The organism is Pseudolysinimonas sp., from assembly GCF_057350545.1.
The window spans coordinates 1-14,783 of the sequence record NZ_JBMRCP010000111.1 but is presented as its reverse complement, the minus strand read 5'-3'; the positions used below and the strand labels follow the sequence as shown (position 1 = coordinate 14,783).

Genomic DNA, 14,783 nt, shown 5'->3' with positions numbered 1-14,783 from the left:
CGTCCGCCGAGGACCGCCTGGGGGCGAGCCGTGACGTTCTATCCTCGAAGTCATGCCGGATTCTCCCGTCGGCGACCTTCCGTCGCGCGAGGAGGTCGAACAGCTCGTCCGCCGCTGGGCCGACTCCAGCGCCGACGCCCCCCTCGACCGCGATGCCGCTCGCCTCGACGAGCTGTTGCGCGAGCCCCGTGGGTTCGACTTCGCGGTCGGCGTCGTCGATCGGGTGATCCGACCCGACGATCCGCTCGTCGCCGCCCGCAACCTCGAGCGGCTCTCACGCCGCCTCCCGCAGTTCCTGCCGCGGCTCCTGCGCGTCGCCGTCGTCGCGGGCGGCGGCTTCGGGATGCTGCTGCCGAAGCCGATCACGCCCGTCACGCGCGCCGTATTCCGACGCCTCGTGCGGCACCTCGTGCTCGACTTCTCGCCGAAGAACCTCGACAAGTCGCTCGCCGCCGTGCGCGCGCTCGGAGTGCGGGTCGACGCCAGGATCCTCCTCGATCGCGCCCGGGGGGTGCGGCAGGCCGACGAGCACCTCACGTCGCTCGCCCGACTGCTCGATCGCTCCGACGTCGACCGAGTGACCGTCCGACTGACGGCGGTCGCGGCGCCGCTCTCGCTCTGGGGATTCGACCTCGCGGTCGACGAGCTCGTCGACCGCGTCGGCCCGCTGTTCGCGAAGGCCGCGCGCGGCCGTGGGAAGGCGATCACCCTCGACGTCGGCGAGTTCGGCGGCCTCGACCTCGCACTCGCGGTCTTCACCCGGCTGCTCGCCGACCCCGAGCTCCGCACCGTCGACGCGGGCATCACGCTGCCCGCGTCGCTCCCGGACACCCTCCCCGCGCTCGATCACCTCACCGCGTGGGCGCGCGACCGGGTCGCGGCGGGCGGGACCGGCATCCGCATCCGGCTCGCACCCGGCGACCACACCGGATCCGAGCAGGTCGACGCAGCACTCAACGGCCGCCCCCTCGCGACCTGGGCGTCGCGCGCCGAGACCGACGCGCACTTCCTGCGGCTGCTCTCCCGCGCCCTTCGCCGAGAGTCGACCGATGTCGTGAGGATCGGCCTCGCCACCCACGACGCCTTCCTCCTCGCCTTCGCCCACCTGCTCGCCGAGAGCCGCGGCGTGAGCGACCGCGTCGACCTCGAGCCGACGCTCGGGATGGCGCCCACCCTCGTCCACGTGGCACGCGCCGACCTCGGCCGCCCCTCGCTGTCGGTTCCCGTGGTCGCGACCGACGCGTTCGCCGACGCCGTTCCCTATCTCGTGCGTCGCCTCGAGGAGAGCCTCACCGTCGTCGACCTCGACGACGCCGATGCCCTCGACGCCGACGCCGTGCGGTTCGCCGCCTCGCTCGCACTCCTGGCCGACGACATCCCGAGCACCCACCGCGCGCAAGACCGCTCGCACGCGGAGGTGCCGCGCACACCCGATCCGTTCGCCAACGCGCCGACGACCGACCCCGCCCTTCCGGGCAACCGGGCGTGGGGGCGCGAGGTGCTCGCCCGCGCCGCGCGCTCGACGCTCGGTGTCGAGACCCTCGCGGCCGCCCGGCTGACCGCGCCGGACGCCGTACTCGACCGCGTGCGCGCCGCGGCTGCGGCGGGTGCGGGCTGGGGCGAGTTGCCCGGAAGCCACCGTGCCGAACTCCTCGACCGCGCGGGCGAGGTGCTCGCGGCGTTCCGCGGCCGCCTCGCCGAGGTGCTCGTCGCGGAGACCGGCGCCACGCTGGCCGAGGCGGATGCCGAGGCGAGCCGCGCGGTCGACGCCGCCCACTACGCCGCCGCTCGCGCGCGGGAGCTCGCCGGCATCCACGGTGCCGTCTTCCTGCCCCGCGCGCTCGCCGTCGTGACGCCGTCGCGCGTGCTCACCGTGTCGGTCGCCGCGGGCGACGTGTTCCGGGCGCTGGCCGCAGGCAGCGCCGTGCTGCTCGCGCCGCCCCCGGGCGCCGGACGCAGCGCGGCGGTGCTCGTCGAGGCCCTGTGGGAAGCGGGCGTGCCCCGCGACGTGCTCGGTCTCGTGGACGTCGCGGGCGACGCCGCGCGGGCCCTCGTCACCGCGCCGGAGGTCGGGCGGGTGCTGCTCACCGGGTCGATCGAGACCGCCGCGCTCTACCGCTCGTGGCGCTCCGACCTGCCGCTCCTCGCGGCGACGACGGCCGTGAACTCCGTCATCGTCACCCCGAGCGCCGACCTCGACCGCGCCGTCGCCGACCTCGTCGCGAGCGCGTTCGGCAGCGCCGGGCAGTCGTGCGCCGCGACGTCGGTCGCGATCGTCGTCGGGTCGGTCGGCGCGACCGATCGCTTCCGTCGCCGGCTTGTGGATGCTGTGGGCGGTCTCGCGACGGGCGCCCCGTTCCATCCGGCGACGCAGGTCGGGCCGCTCGCCGAGCCCGCCACCGGTCGTGCCGCGCGCGGACTCACGCAGCTCGCCGAGGGTGAGAGCTGGCTCGTGAAGCCGCGTGCGCTCGACGCTTCGCACACCCTCTGGTCGCCCGGCGTGCGCGACGGCGTCGCGCCCGACGGCGACGCGCTGCGCACCCCCTTCCTCGCGCCGGTGCTGTCGCTCGTCTCGGTCGGCACCCTCGACGAGGCGATCGCGCTGCAGAACGCGAGCCCCTACGGCCTTCTCGCCGGGCTGCAGTCGCTCGACGCCGCCGAGATCGCCACCTGGCTCGAGCAGGTCGACGCGGGCGGCCTCGTCGTCAACCGCGCGCTCGAGCCCGGCGTCGCCCGGCGCCGGCCGTTCGGGGGCTGGAAGCGCTCCGTCGTCGGCACGGGTACGCACGTCGGCGGACCGAACGAGCTCTTCGTGCTCGGCGACTGGCACCCGGAGGAGTCGGCGCCGACCGAGGAGCTGCACCTCGACGGGCTCGACGACCGCGTGAGAGTCGCCGTCGAGGCCTTCCAGCCGCAGCTGGACTTCTCCGCGTTCGACCGGGTGCGGCGGGCGGCGTTCTCCGACGAGGAGGCGTGGACGACCGAGTTCTCGCGCGGCCACGACCCGTCGGCGCTCGGCCTCGAGCGCAACGTCTTCCGCTACCGGCCCGCCGAGGTCGTCGTGCGACTCAGCGACGGCGCCGGTCCCGCCGATCTCGCACGCGTGCTCATCGCCGGCGTGCGGGTGCGAGCCCGGATGCTCGTGTCGTCGTCGGTTCCTCTGCCGTCGGGACTGCTGCCGTACATCGACGACGGCACTCCGCTCGGCCGGTCGCTGCTCGGCATCCTGGGGGTCCAGGTCGAAGACGACGAGGCGTTCCGCGCGCGCGTCGCCCGGGGGATGCCGGCGCGCATCCGGCTCATCGGCGGCGACCCGGTCTCGCTCGCGCACGCCACCGGGGGATCGCCGGATGTCGCCGTGTGGTCCGGCGCCGTCACCGGGGCGGGTCGCCTCGAGCTGCTGCCGTTCCTGCGCGAGCAGTCGGTGACCGTCACGGCGCACCGCTACGGCATCCCCGACCGCGACATCGCCGCCCTCATCATCTGACCGGAAACCTCGGTGGTCGAGTAGCGCCGCAGGCGCGTGTCGAGACCTCCGCACCCGGTCTCGACACGCCGCTCCGCGGCTACTCGACCACCGAGAGCTTCACTCGAAGACGGAGCGGTGCACGAGGCGGGTGAGCACGATCGCGCTGCGCGTGTGGTCGACGGTCGGGGCGACGCGGATGCGCTCCAGGGCGTCCTCGAGCGAGGGGATGTCGCGTGACCGCACGTGCACGATCGCGTCGGCATCGCCGGTGATGGTGGCGGCATCCTGCACCTCGGGAACCGCGGAGAGGATGCGCCGCAGCTCCTCGGGGGCGACGGTGCCGCGGCAGAAGAGCTCGACGTACGCCTCGGTGGCGAGGCCCTCGACCTGCGGGTCGACCTGGATCGTGAAGGAGCGGATGACCCGATCGGCGACGAGCCGGTCGACGCGGCGCTTCACGGCGGAGGCGGAGAGGCCGATTCTGTCGCCGATGTCGCCGTAGCCCGCCCGGGCGTTCTGGCGGAGCAGGTCGATGATCCCGTAGTCCAGGTTGTCCATGCCCCAGAGTACGCCGAATCGTTGCGCCGACACCGCTGGATTCGCGCGAGTGGTGCGTGCAACGCCCGAAAACTCCGGATGCGTGCGTGCGATTCTGGAAGACATGCAGGATGCCACCTCCACGTCGACGCTCGCCTCCGTTCCCGAGCGGGTCGCCGTCACCAAGACGGTGCTGATGTGCCGACCCGAGCACTTCACCGTGAGCTACCGCATCAACCCGTGGATGCATCCCGAAGACCCCACCGACACGTCGCTCGCCGTGCGGCAGTGGGAGGAGCTCTACAGGATCTACGTCGACCTCGGGTTCCACGTGGAGCTCATCGACCCCATCGCGGGCCTGCCCGACATGGTCTACTCGGCCAACGGCGGCTTCACGCTCGACGGCATCGCCTACGGCGCCAAATTCCAGTACTCGGAGCGGGGCCCCGAGGGTCCCGCGTACATGGCCTGGTTCGCGTCGCACGGCTTCTCGGTCGCCGAGCCGGTGAGCGTCAACGAGGGCGAGGGCGACTTCCTGCTCGTCGGCGATCGCATCCTCGCCGGCACGGGGTTCCGCTCCGACGCGGAGTCGCACGACGAGCTGCGGAAGCTCTTTGGTCGCGAGGTCGTCACCCTCGAGCTCGTCGACCCGTCGTTCTACCACCTCGACACGGCCATCGCGGTGCTCGACGACACGAACATCGCCTACCTGCCGAAGGCGTTCTCGCCGGAGTCGCGCGCGATCATCGACGGGCTCTACCCGGAGGCGGTCATCGTCGACGACGCGGATGCCGCGGTGCTCGGGCTCAACAGCTTCAGCGACGGCAAGCACGTCGTCATCGCCTCGCGCGCCGTCGGCTTCGAGAGGTCGCTGCGCGAGCGCGGCTACGAGCCGATCGGCGTCGACCTCTCCGAGCTGCTGCTCGGCGGCGGTGGCGTGAAGTGCTGCACCCTCGAGCTGCGGCGGGAGCGCGGATGAGCACGACCACCGTCTACTCGACCGCCGAGGCGATCGGGCTCGTCGAGGAGTTCGGCGCGCACAACTACCACCCGCTGCCCGTCGTCGCGACGTCGGCCGTCGGCGCGTGGGTCACCGACCCCGAGGGCAGGCGCTACCTCGACTGCCTCGCGGCGTACTCGGCGGTCAACTTCGGGCACGGGCATCCGGCGCTCATCCGCGCCGCGCGCGAACAGCTCGACCGGGTCACCCTCACGAGCCGCGCCTTCCACAACGATCGGCTCGGCCCGTTCCTCGAGCGGCTCGCGAAGCTCGCGAAGAAGGACATGGTGCTCCCGATGAACACGGGCGCCGAGGCCGTCGAGTCGGGCATCAAGGTCGCCCGGGCGTGGGGCTATCGCGTCAAGGGCGTTCCCGACGGCCGCGCGAAGATCGTCGTGGCCGACGGCAACTTCCACGGTCGCACGACGACGATCGTCGGCTTCTCGTCGGATCCCGACGCGAAGAACGGCTTCGGCCCCTTCACCCCGGGCTTCGTGTCGGTGCCCTACGGCGACGCCGCGGCGATGGAGGCGGCTCTCGACGACGACACCGTCGCGGTGCTGCTCGAGCCGATCCAGGGCGAGGCGGGCATCGTCGTGCCGCGACCCGGCTACCTCGCCGCGGTGCGTCGGATGACGGCGGAGCGGAACATCCTGTTCATCGCCGACGAGATCCAGTCGGGACTCGGGCGCACGGGTGCGACCTTCCAGTGCGACAACGAGGGCGTCGTGCCCGACCTCTACCTGCTCGGCAAGGCGCTCGGCGGTGGCATCGTGCCGGTGAGCGCCGTCGTCGGCAACCGCGACGTGCTCGGAGTGCTGCGACCGGGCGAGCACGGCTCGACGTTCGGCGGCAACCCGCTCGCCGCCGCGGTCGGGCTCGCCGTCGTCGAGCTGCTCGAGACGGGGGAGTACCAGGCGCGGGCGCGCGAGCTCGGCGCCCACCTGCAGTCGCGACTCAAGTCGCTCGTCGGCAAGGGAGTCGCGGCCGTGCGCGGGGCGGGACTCTGGGCGGGCGTCGACATCGACCCGAAGCTCGGCAGCGGACGCGAGGTATGCGAGCGGCTCATGGCCCGCGGCGTGCTCGTGAAGGACACGCACGGCTCGACCATCCGCTTCGCCCCGCCTCTCGTCGTCGAGCGCGACGAGCTCGACCTCGCCGTCGATGCCCTCGCCGCCGTGCTCGCGGAGCTCCGCGGGGCGTGACCCGCTCGCGACGTGCCCATATCTGCGCACGTCGAGCCCCCCACGTCGTCGAAAGTGGCACGTCGCGCGCCTAAGGTGGCGGGCATGCCGGTCGTCGAGAGCAGTGTCGTCGTGCCGGTGGCCCCGGACGTCGCGTTCGCGGTGTCGCAGCTCACCGGCGAGGTGAGGATGCGGTGGGACGTCTTCCTGCGCGAGCAACGCCTCCTCGACGGCGCCGAGCGACCCGAGGTCGGAGTGCGCACGCTCACGATCTCGCGGCGTGGCCTGCGCGTGGTGAGCGAGTACGTCTCCTACCGCCCGCCCACGAGCGTCGGGATGAAGGTCACCGAGCTGCCCTGGTTCTTCGACAAGCTCGGCGGCGGCTGGCGGTTCGCGCCGCACCCCGACGGCACGCTCGCGACCTGGAAGTACAACTTCTCCTGCCGCCCGGCCTGGCTCGCGCCGCTCGCCGAGTGGATCGGGGTGCGTCTCATCCGGCACGACATGGATCGCCGCATCGCCGGGTTCGCACGCGGCTGTGTCGACCCCGTCGTGGTGGCCGCCGCCCAGTCTCGACTCGAGGGCTGAGCGTCAGCCGCCGGGCAGCTCGCCGATCTCGATCGGGCCGGTGAGCGTGCCGACGGGGCCCGTGCCGCGGTCGCCACGGAACGCGACGATCGACGTCGTCTCGTTCGTGCCCGTCGAGATCTCGTCGAAGCGTGCCTCCCAGATCGGGTCGTCGGTCTCGCCGACCGACTCGTGCACGCTGTCGGCGCGCGCCGCCGCCTCCGCCCACGGGGTGCCGACGCGCACGCCGTGCTCGGTCTCGATCACGATGCCCTCGACGCTCGCGGCCGTGACCTGCACGGCCATCCCGAGTAGCGTGCAGCCCTCGGTCGAGAAGTAGAGCAGGAACCCGCCCCACGCGTGATCCTCGTCGACGCGCGCACCACTCTCGTAGCGGTGGACGACGGGGGTGATGCCGAACACCGCATTGAGCTTCGCGATCGCGAGGGCGGGCGACTCGTCGTAGCGGAACCCGTCGATGCCGCACGCGACGTCGTCGCAGAAGTAGGCGGTCTCGGTCTGCAGCAGGATGCGGGTGACGTCCGCGAGCGGATCGAGGTCGCCGGGCGCGAGCGTCGGAGTGGGAGCCGGTGTCGCCGTCGCGTCGGGGGAGCCGCTCGGGGCGGAGGTCCACGTCGGCCGGGGCGGCAGCGGCGAGTCGCCCGGGGGCGGGGTCGGCCCGCAGCCGGCGAGCGCGACCGCGAGGAGGGCGACGAGGGGAAGGGATGCCGTGGTGCCGCGCATGGGAGCCTCCGGGGCCGAGTGGTGTCACCTTGTCGACGCGAAGCACCCCGCGGGAGGTTGACGCCTACGCTGGGAGGGTGCCGTCGCTGACGCCCGACCTCCTCGCTCGCCTCCGTGAGCGCGCGCCGGGCTACGACCGCGACAACACGTTCTTCACCGAGGATCTCGACGAGCTCCGTGCCGCGGGGTACCTCGCGCCGCGCAGCCTGCTCGACACCGCGCGCGACCAGCGGCTGCTCGCGGCGCACGCGCCGGCGACCGCCCTCGGCATCAACATGCACCTCGTCTGGGTCGGGGTCGCGCGCGTGCTGCACGACCGGGGCGACACGAGCCTCGACTGGGTGCTGCGGGACGCCGAGGCGGGTGAGCTCTTCGCGTTCGGCAACAGCGAGCCGGGCAACGATCTCGTGCTGTGGGACTCCCTCACCCGAGTCGAGACCGTCGACGGAGGTTACGCGTTCACGGGGACGAAGATCTTCACGTCCCTCGCGCCGGCGTGGACGCGCCTCGGGGTCTTCGGGCGACAGGGGGAGCAGCTCATCCACGGCTTCCTCACCCGCGACGACGCGGGCGTGACGACGCTCGACGACTGGGACACCCTCGGGATGCGCGCGACCCAGAGCCACTCGACGAAGCTCGACCACGCGGTCGTGCCCGAGGAGCGCATCTCGCGGATCCTCCCCGTCGGACCGAACGCCGACCCGTTCGTCTTCGGCATCTTCGCCAACTTCCTGCTCCTCATCGGCTCGGTCTACGCCGGCATCGCCGACCGCGCACTCGAGCTCGGCGTGGAGGCGGCCCACCGCCGCACCTCTCTCAAGACGGGCCTGACCTACGCGGCCGACCCCGACATCCGCTGGCGTCTCGCGTCGGCCGCGCTCGACCTCGACGCGCTCCGCCCCGACCTCGAAGGGCTGGCACGGGATGTCGACCAGCTCGTCGATCACGGCACCGACTGGTTCCGGCTGCTCACCGGCGCGAAGCACCGCGCGACCGAGTCGGCGCGCCGTGTCGTCGACCACGCGATGCGCGTCGCCGGGGGCGGCGGCTATCGCAGCTCGAGCGAGCTCGCCCGCCTGCAGCGCGACGTGCTCGCCGGCATCTACCACCCGTCCGACACCGAGTCGGTGCACGCCACCGTCGCGACCAACCTTCTGGGGCCCCTGCCGTGAAGCTCGCCACCCTGCGCCGCGACGGCGACACCGTCGCCGTCCGTCTCGACCCCGACGGAGCCGTCGAGATCCCGGGCTTCGCCGACGTCGGGGCGCTGCTCGCCGATCCCGACTGGAGCGCGATCGCGGCGCGGGCCGCGGGTCGCACTCTGCCGCGCGCCGACATCCGCGACGACGCGTGGGCGCCCGTCGTGCTCGCGCCGCGCAAGATCCTCTGCGTGGGCGTGAACTACCGCGCGCACATCGCCGAGATGGGGCGCGAGGAGCCCGACTTCCCGACGGTCTTCAACAAGTACCCCGAGGCCCTCATCGGCGCGGGCGACCCGATCGTCGTGCCGCCCCACGCGGCGGACGCGGTCGACTGGGAGGCCGAGCTCGCGGTCGTGATCGGATCGCGGGTGTACCGCGCGACCGAGGAGGAGGCCGCCGCCGCGATCGCCGGCTACACCGTGCTCAACGACACGAGCATGCGCGACTGGCAGAACCGCACCCTGCAGTGGCTGCTCGGCAAGAGCTTCGAGAAGTCGACGCCCGTGGGGCCGTCGCTCGTGACCGTCGACGAGGTGCCCGCGAGCGCGCGCATCTGGACGGAGGTCGACGGCGAGCTCATGCAAGACGGCCGGATCGACGACCTCGTCTTCGGCCCCGCCGCGTGCGTCGCGTACATCTCGCAGGTGTTCGCGCTCGAGCCCGGCGACATCGTCGCGACCGGCACGCCCGGCGGTGTCGGCCACGCCCGGAAGCCTCCGCGGTACCTCGGCGACGGGGCCACGGTCGTGACGGCGATCGAGGGCATCGGCGAGCTCCGCAACACCGTCGTCGTCAGCGCCTGACTTCCACCTCATGGAAAGTCGGTCGGGATGCCGGCCGCGCTTTCGTAGGGTGACCGCATGAGCACCCACGCCTCCCCGCAGAGCCTCGCCGACGCCATCGCCGCCGTCGGCGGCAACCCCGTCGACTACCTCCGCAACGCGCAATCCCGCCCCACCGTCTTCCCGGTGGCGCCCGAGTTCAGCAACTGGCGCAGCGAGCAGCAGTCGTGGCGCACGGGGTGCGCCCTGCTTGACCAGTCGCACCACATGACCGACCTGTTCATCACCGGCCCCGACTCGGGGAAGCTCCTCCAGGACCTCGCGGTGAACTCGTTCGCGAAGTTCCCGGTCGACAGCGCGAAGCAGTTCATCGCCGTCAACCACGAGGGCTACCTGATCGGCGACGCCATCCTGTTCCACCTCGCCGAGAACTCGTACGACCTCGTCGGCCACCCGTTCGCGATCGACTGGGTGCGCTACCAGGCGGAGGTCGGAGGCTACGACGTCGAGCTCGAGCTCGACGGCAACTCGATCGTGCGGCAGGGTCCGCCGAAGCTCTACCGCTACGAGCTGCAGGGGCCGAACGCCCTGAAGATCGTCGAGCGGCTCATCGGCGGCGAGGTGCCGGCGACGAAGTTCTTCGGGATGACGCGGTTCACGATCGCCGGACACGAGGTGCGTGCGCTGCGCCACGGGATGGCGGGTCAGCCCGGGTTCGAGCTGTTCGGTCCGTGGGCGGAGGGTGACGACATCCGCTCGGCCATCCTCTCGGCGGGTGAGGACCTCGGCATCACGCCCGTCGGGTCGATGGCCTACTCGTCGGCCAACCTCGAGTCGGCCTGGGTGCCGTCGCCGACGCCCGCGATCTTCTCCGGTCGTGGGATGGACGAGTACCGCGCGTGGCTCCCCGCCGCGCGGGCCGGGTCGATCGCCGGCTCGGTCGACTCGGGTTCCATCGAGGACTACTACGTCACCCCGTGGGACCTCGGCTACGACCGCTCGGTCAACTTCGACCACGAGTTCATCGGGCGCGCGGCGCTCGAGGCGGGAGCGGCGACCCGGGCGAAGGTGACGCTCGTCTGGGACGAAGAGGACGTCGCCGCCGCGATGCGCTCGCTCTTCGAGGACGGGCTGCCCGCGAAGTACATCGCGCTGCCGAAGGCCCGCTACGGCTTCTTCCAGGTCGACAAGGTGCTCCTCGACGGGGTGCAGGTGGGTGTCTCGCACGACTGCGGCTACATCGTCAACGAGCAGACGTTCGCGTCGCTCGCGTCGATCGACCTCGCGCACGCGACGCCGGGCACGAAGGTCACGGTGCTGTGGGGCGAGAGCCCGAACACGTCGAAGCCCGCGGTCGAGCCGCACCGGCAGGTCGAGATCCGGGCGACGGTCGCCCCGGCGCCGTTCTCGGCGGAGGCCCGCGAGAACTACCGCTCTACGAAGTAGCCCGACGGCGTCGGAGCCACCAGAACGCCGCGCCCGCGAGGGCGACGACACCGGCGAGCACCGCGATCCACCACCGCGGCGCCGCGCCTTCGGCGTCATCGCGGCTGACGGCGACGGCGGCGGGTCGTTCGGAGCTCTCGGGCGACGACGTGACCGTCGGCGTCGGACTCGGCTCGGGAGTGCTGACCTCGGCCTGCGCGGGCTCTCCCGGTGGCGGTGACTCTGCGACCTGCGATCCCGAGACCGCTCCCGGAGCAGCGGGACCGACGTGGCCCGGGTAGGCGGCGAAGACCTGCACGCCCCAGGTCGTCCCGCCCGCCGAGAGGAAGGCGACGCCGACATCGGTGTAAGCCCCCAGGATGTTGGCGCGGTGTCCGGGCGAGGCCATCCAGCCGGCGTGCATGGAGCCCGCATCGGGATGACCCTGCGCGACGTTCTCGCCCGCCGTCGACCAGCCCCCCGGGATCTGACTCGCGTAGTCCGGGTTGTGCGACAACGTGCCCGCCGCCGCGAGGGACGCCGCCCAGTCGGCGGCGACCTGGTCGAGCGCGGCGTTGCGCAGAAGGCCGCGCTGCCCGTCAGCCCAGCGGGCGTCGTTGAGCAGCGTGTACACCGTGTCGGACGGCGCGGCTCCGGCGGCCGCGGCGGGTGCGGTGGGCACGAGGAGGGCGGCCGCGACGAGCAGACCCCCGAGGATGGCGGGGATGGCGGGTCGTCGGGTGCGGATCACCCCCCATTGTCGCTTCGGACGGCGCCGTGTGCGGGTTCCGGCCTAACTGGGGGTGCCGAACGCGAGCGTCACGGCGAGACCCGCCGCCGCATCCTCATCGCGACGCCCTCCGCGTGAGCAGCCCGGAGAAGACGGCGTGCAGCAGCGGGAGCCCCGACGACGCCATGAGCACGAGACCGCCGACCTCGTCGGTCGGGCGCAGCAGCACGCCGGCGATGAGCAACCCGGCGAACAGCAGCGCCGACACGAGGCGGCTCGCCGTGCGCTCGAGGCGCCGGAGCCGCGCGTCGAGCCGTGGAGACTCGACGGCGACTTCGCCGGCTTCGACCCGGGTGGCGAGCTCGTCGAGCCGGATCGGCAGGCGGGCGCTCGTGCTGAGGATCGACAGCGCCTCGCGTCCGAGCGACTTGAGGAACCCGCCGCGCTCGTCGAGCAGTAGTCGCGCGGCGTAGGGCTCGACGGCGTTCCAGATGTTGAAGTCGGTGTCGAGGGTGCTCGCGAGGCCCGACGTGAGCGAGACGGTGCGGATGACGAGCAGGAAGTTCTCCGGCAGCTGGAACGGCAGCGACCGGATGGTCTCGCCGAACTCGTCGGCGAACCCACGCAGCTCGTTCGGGTCGAGGTTCTGCAGCTCGGTGAAGGCGATGCCACCGAAGCGGGAGAAGAGCGTCGACATGATGCGCTCGAGCTCGCGGGTGTCGGCCGACGGCAGCAGCACACCGAGGCTTCGCATCGTCGCGACGAGTCGACGCCCGTCGCGCGCCGCGACCGCGATGAGGAACTGCCGCAGACCGTCGCGGAGGCTGTCGGGGATCTCGCCCATCATCCCGAAGTCGACGAAGGTGAGCGTGAAGCCCCCCGGGGACTCGGCGCCGACGCGCGGGGTGACGAAGATGTTGCCCGGGTGGGCGTCGCCGTGGAAGAACCCGTGCACGAAGAGCTGGTCGAACATCACGGCGGCGAACTCGGTCGCGACGACGGCGGGGTCGATGCCCGCCTCGCGCAGAGCGGCGCGGTCGCTCACCTTGATCGCGCCGACATCCTCGAGGGTGAGCACGCGGCGTGACGTGCGCTCCCAGGCGATGCCGGGCACACCGACGCGCGGGTCGCCGGCGAACTGCTCGGCGAAGCGTTCCGCATTCTGCGCCTCGTGCAGGTAGTCGATCTCCTCGAGGCTCGTCGCGGCGAACTCCTCCGCAAGGGCCGGCAGGTCGACCCGTCGCGACACGAGCTTCACGCGGCTCAGCCACCCGGCGACCTTGCGCAGGGCTGCGAGGTCGACGTCGACGATCGCGTGGATGTCGGGCCGCTGCACCTTCACGACGACGTCGGCGAACCCGGTCTCGGCGGCATCCGCGGGCAGCAGTCGCGCGCGGTGCGCCTGCCCGAGCGACGCGGCGGCGAGCGGCGTCTCGTCGAAGGACTCGTACGCCTGCTCGAGCGGCATGCCGAGCTCCGCTTCGGCGAGCGCGCGGAGGTCGGCGAAGTGCTCGGGCCGCACCTCGTCCTGGAGCCCCTCGAGCTCGCGGGTCACCTCGGGCGGCAGCACGTCGACGCGGGTCGAGAGGAACTGCCCGACCTTGATCATGAGGCCGCCGAGGTCGGCCGCGAGCACGTGGAAGTTGCGCGCCATCCGCCGCCAGCGCCGCAAGCGCCCGCGCGCACCGAGCCGGGCGAGCCCGACCTCGGGCAGCACGAGCTCGAACCACCAGTTCTGCACCATGTAGCGCAGGGCGAAGCGCAGGATGCGGCGGTAGCGTGCACGCCCCGCCTTCTCGATCACAGCCAGCCCTCTTCGCGCAGCCAGGCGGCGGCGAGGTCGGTCCACTGGCGTGCGTCGCCGTCGCCGTCGAGGCGCGCGAGGTTGAGTCCGTGCCGCCCCCTCGGGAACACGTGCAGCGCGTGCCGCACCCCCGCGGCGGCGAGCGCCATCCCGAGCAGGTAGCTGTGCTGCACCGGAACGGCGGCGTCTTCGGCGGTGTGCCAGACGAAGAACGGCGGCGCACCCTCGTGCACGAGCAGGTCGACGCTCGTCGCGGCGCGCTCGGCGGGCGTCGCGTCGAGGCCGAGGAGGTTCTTCCGGGAGTCGTGATGGGTCTCGAGCATCATCGAGACGACCGGGTAACAGAGGAGGGCGAGGTCGACCCGCTCCTCCTCCGTGGCGTCGGGGGCGAGGGTCGCGTGCCCGGCGGCATGCCCGCCCGCCGAGAACCCGAGGAGAGCGACCCGGTCGACCCCCGTGGACCGCACCCGGCGGATCTCGCCGCGCACGGCATCCAGCACCGCCGGATGGCGCGTCTCGACCGGGTAGGCGAAGTACGACGCCGACAGCCCGAGCGACTCGAGCCACGCGACGATCGTCGTCGACTCGTTGTCGGAGATGCGGGAGTAGCCGCCGCCGGGCAGCACGATCACGTGGTCGCGGGTCACGGTCTCCATCCTCCGGCTATTTGCCCGGAATGGGCTGCGTGCGCGCGAACCCGCACAGCCCGAATCGGGCAACCGCGCCTCCTCGAGACGAGGATCCCGCGGCGGCCACCGCCACAGCGCCGCCGCGGGAGGTCTCGCGCTAGGACCGTGCGCGAGGCGTCAGCCGCTCGAGCTGGGTGACGTGCTGCGGGCCGAGCTCCTCGAGGGACGCGACGCCGAGAAGGGTCATCGTGCGCACGAGTTCGCTGCGCAGGATCTCGAGCGTGCGGTCGACGCCGCGACGGCCACCCGCCATGAGCCCGTAGAGGTAAGCGCGGCCGATCATCGTGTACTTCGCACCGATGGCGACCGAGGCGACGATGTCGGCGCCCGACATGATGCCCGTGTCGACGCCGATCTCGACGTCGCTCCCGACCTCGCGGGCGACCTCCGGCAGCAGGTGGAACGGGATGGGCGCCCGGTCGAGCTGGCGCCCGCCGTGGTTCGACAGGATGATGCCATCCACCCCCAGCGAGGCGAGTCGCTTCGAGTCCTCGAGGTTCTGCACGCCCTTGATGACGATCTTGCCGGGCCACATCGCGCGGATGACCTCGAGGTCGTCGTAGGAGATCGTCGGATCCATCGCGGCGTTGAGCAGCTCACCCACCGTGCCGCCGGTCGTCGACAGCGACGCGAACTCGAGTTTCGGGGTG

General features: G+C 72.4%; 13 protein-coding genes. 7 read left to right on the top strand and 6 right to left on the bottom strand.

The features are described from left to right. Window positions 1-52 precede the first annotated feature (52 nt). Window positions 53-3,487 carry a proline dehydrogenase family protein gene (locus ACO1X9_RS15205; RefSeq protein ID WP_486351694.1) on the top strand — a complete coding sequence of 1,145 codons (3,435 nt, stop codon included), beginning with the start codon at window positions 53-55 and terminating at the stop codon, window positions 3,485-3,487. A 99-nt stretch (window positions 3,488-3,586) separates the two neighbouring features. Here the strand turns inward: ACO1X9_RS15205 and ACO1X9_RS15200 are convergent, their stop codons facing one another. Beyond that, window positions 3,587-4,027: an Lrp/AsnC family transcriptional regulator gene (locus ACO1X9_RS15200; RefSeq protein ID WP_486351693.1), complete on the bottom strand. Its 441-nt coding sequence runs from the start codon at window positions 4,025-4,027 to the stop codon at window positions 3,587-3,589. A gap of 103 nt (window positions 4,028-4,130) precedes the next feature. Between ACO1X9_RS15200 and ddaH the strand changes: the two genes are divergently transcribed. The 3 genes from ddaH to ACO1X9_RS15185 all read left to right on the top strand — a co-directional run bounded on the left by ddaH (window position 4,131) and on the right by ACO1X9_RS15185 (window position 6,778). Continuing rightward, window positions 4,131-4,985 (top strand): dimethylargininase, encoded by an 855-nt coding sequence (gene ddaH, locus ACO1X9_RS15195; protein ID WP_486351716.1) that lies wholly within the window; start codon window positions 4,131-4,133, stop codon window positions 4,983-4,985. Further along, window positions 4,982-6,211, top strand: a complete 1,230-nt coding sequence (gene rocD / locus ACO1X9_RS15190; RefSeq protein WP_486351692.1) for an ornithine--oxo-acid transaminase — start codon at window positions 4,982-4,984, stop codon at window positions 6,209-6,211. The genes ddaH and rocD overlap by 4 nt, the downstream gene beginning before the upstream one ends. An 84-nt stretch (window positions 6,212-6,295) precedes the next feature. Next, window positions 6,296-6,778 carry an SRPBCC family protein gene (locus tag ACO1X9_RS15185; RefSeq protein WP_486351691.1) on the top strand — a complete coding sequence of 161 codons (483 nt, stop codon included), beginning with the start codon at window positions 6,296-6,298 and terminating at the stop codon, window positions 6,776-6,778. A gap of 3 nt (window positions 6,779-6,781) precedes the next feature. Here ACO1X9_RS15185 and ACO1X9_RS15180 read toward each other — a convergent pair whose 3' ends face one another. Next, window positions 6,782-7,501 (bottom strand): hypothetical protein, encoded by a 720-nt coding sequence (locus tag ACO1X9_RS15180; RefSeq protein ID WP_486351690.1) that lies wholly within the window; start codon window positions 7,499-7,501, stop codon window positions 6,782-6,784. A gap of 77 nt (window positions 7,502-7,578) precedes the next feature. Between ACO1X9_RS15180 and ACO1X9_RS15175 the strand changes: the two genes are divergently transcribed. The 3 genes from ACO1X9_RS15175 to ACO1X9_RS15165 are packed head-to-tail and all read left to right on the top strand — an operon-like array spanning window position 7,579 to window position 10,931. Further along, complete coding sequence (locus ACO1X9_RS15175; RefSeq protein WP_486351689.1) at window positions 7,579-8,673, top strand: acyl-CoA dehydrogenase family protein; 1,095 nt, start codon at window positions 7,579-7,581, stop codon at window positions 8,671-8,673. Beyond that, window positions 8,670-9,506, top strand: coding sequence for a fumarylacetoacetate hydrolase family protein (locus tag ACO1X9_RS15170; RefSeq protein ID WP_486351688.1), 837 nt, complete (start codon window positions 8,670-8,672; stop codon window positions 9,504-9,506). Before ACO1X9_RS15175 ends, ACO1X9_RS15170 begins: the two co-directional genes overlap by 4 nt. 57 nt (window positions 9,507-9,563) lie before the next feature. Beyond that, window positions 9,564-10,931: an aminomethyl transferase family protein gene (locus ACO1X9_RS15165; protein WP_486351687.1), complete on the top strand. Its 1,368-nt coding sequence runs from the start codon at window positions 9,564-9,566 to the stop codon at window positions 10,929-10,931. Here ACO1X9_RS15165 and ACO1X9_RS15160 read toward each other — a convergent pair. The 4 genes from ACO1X9_RS15160 to ACO1X9_RS15145 form a co-directional block, all read right to left on the bottom strand. Further along, window positions 10,921-11,661, bottom strand: coding sequence for a CAP domain-containing protein (locus ACO1X9_RS15160; protein ID WP_486351686.1), 741 nt, complete (start codon window positions 11,659-11,661; stop codon window positions 10,921-10,923). The genes ACO1X9_RS15165 and ACO1X9_RS15160 overlap by 11 nt on opposite strands. A gap of 94 nt (window positions 11,662-11,755) precedes the next feature. Next, window positions 11,756-13,384 carry an ABC1 kinase family protein gene (locus ACO1X9_RS15155; RefSeq protein WP_486351715.1) on the bottom strand — a complete coding sequence of 543 codons (1,629 nt, stop codon included), beginning with the start codon at window positions 13,382-13,384 and terminating at the stop codon, window positions 11,756-11,758. Between the two features lie 56 nt (window positions 13,385-13,440). Then, window positions 13,441-14,100 (bottom strand): alpha/beta hydrolase, encoded by a 660-nt coding sequence (locus tag ACO1X9_RS15150; protein ID WP_486351685.1) that lies wholly within the window; start codon window positions 14,098-14,100, stop codon window positions 13,441-13,443. 130 nt (window positions 14,101-14,230) lie between these two features. Continuing rightward, a partial coding sequence (locus ACO1X9_RS15145; RefSeq protein ID WP_486351684.1) for an alpha-hydroxy acid oxidase occupies window positions 14,231-14,783 on the bottom strand: 553 nt, incomplete at its 5' end.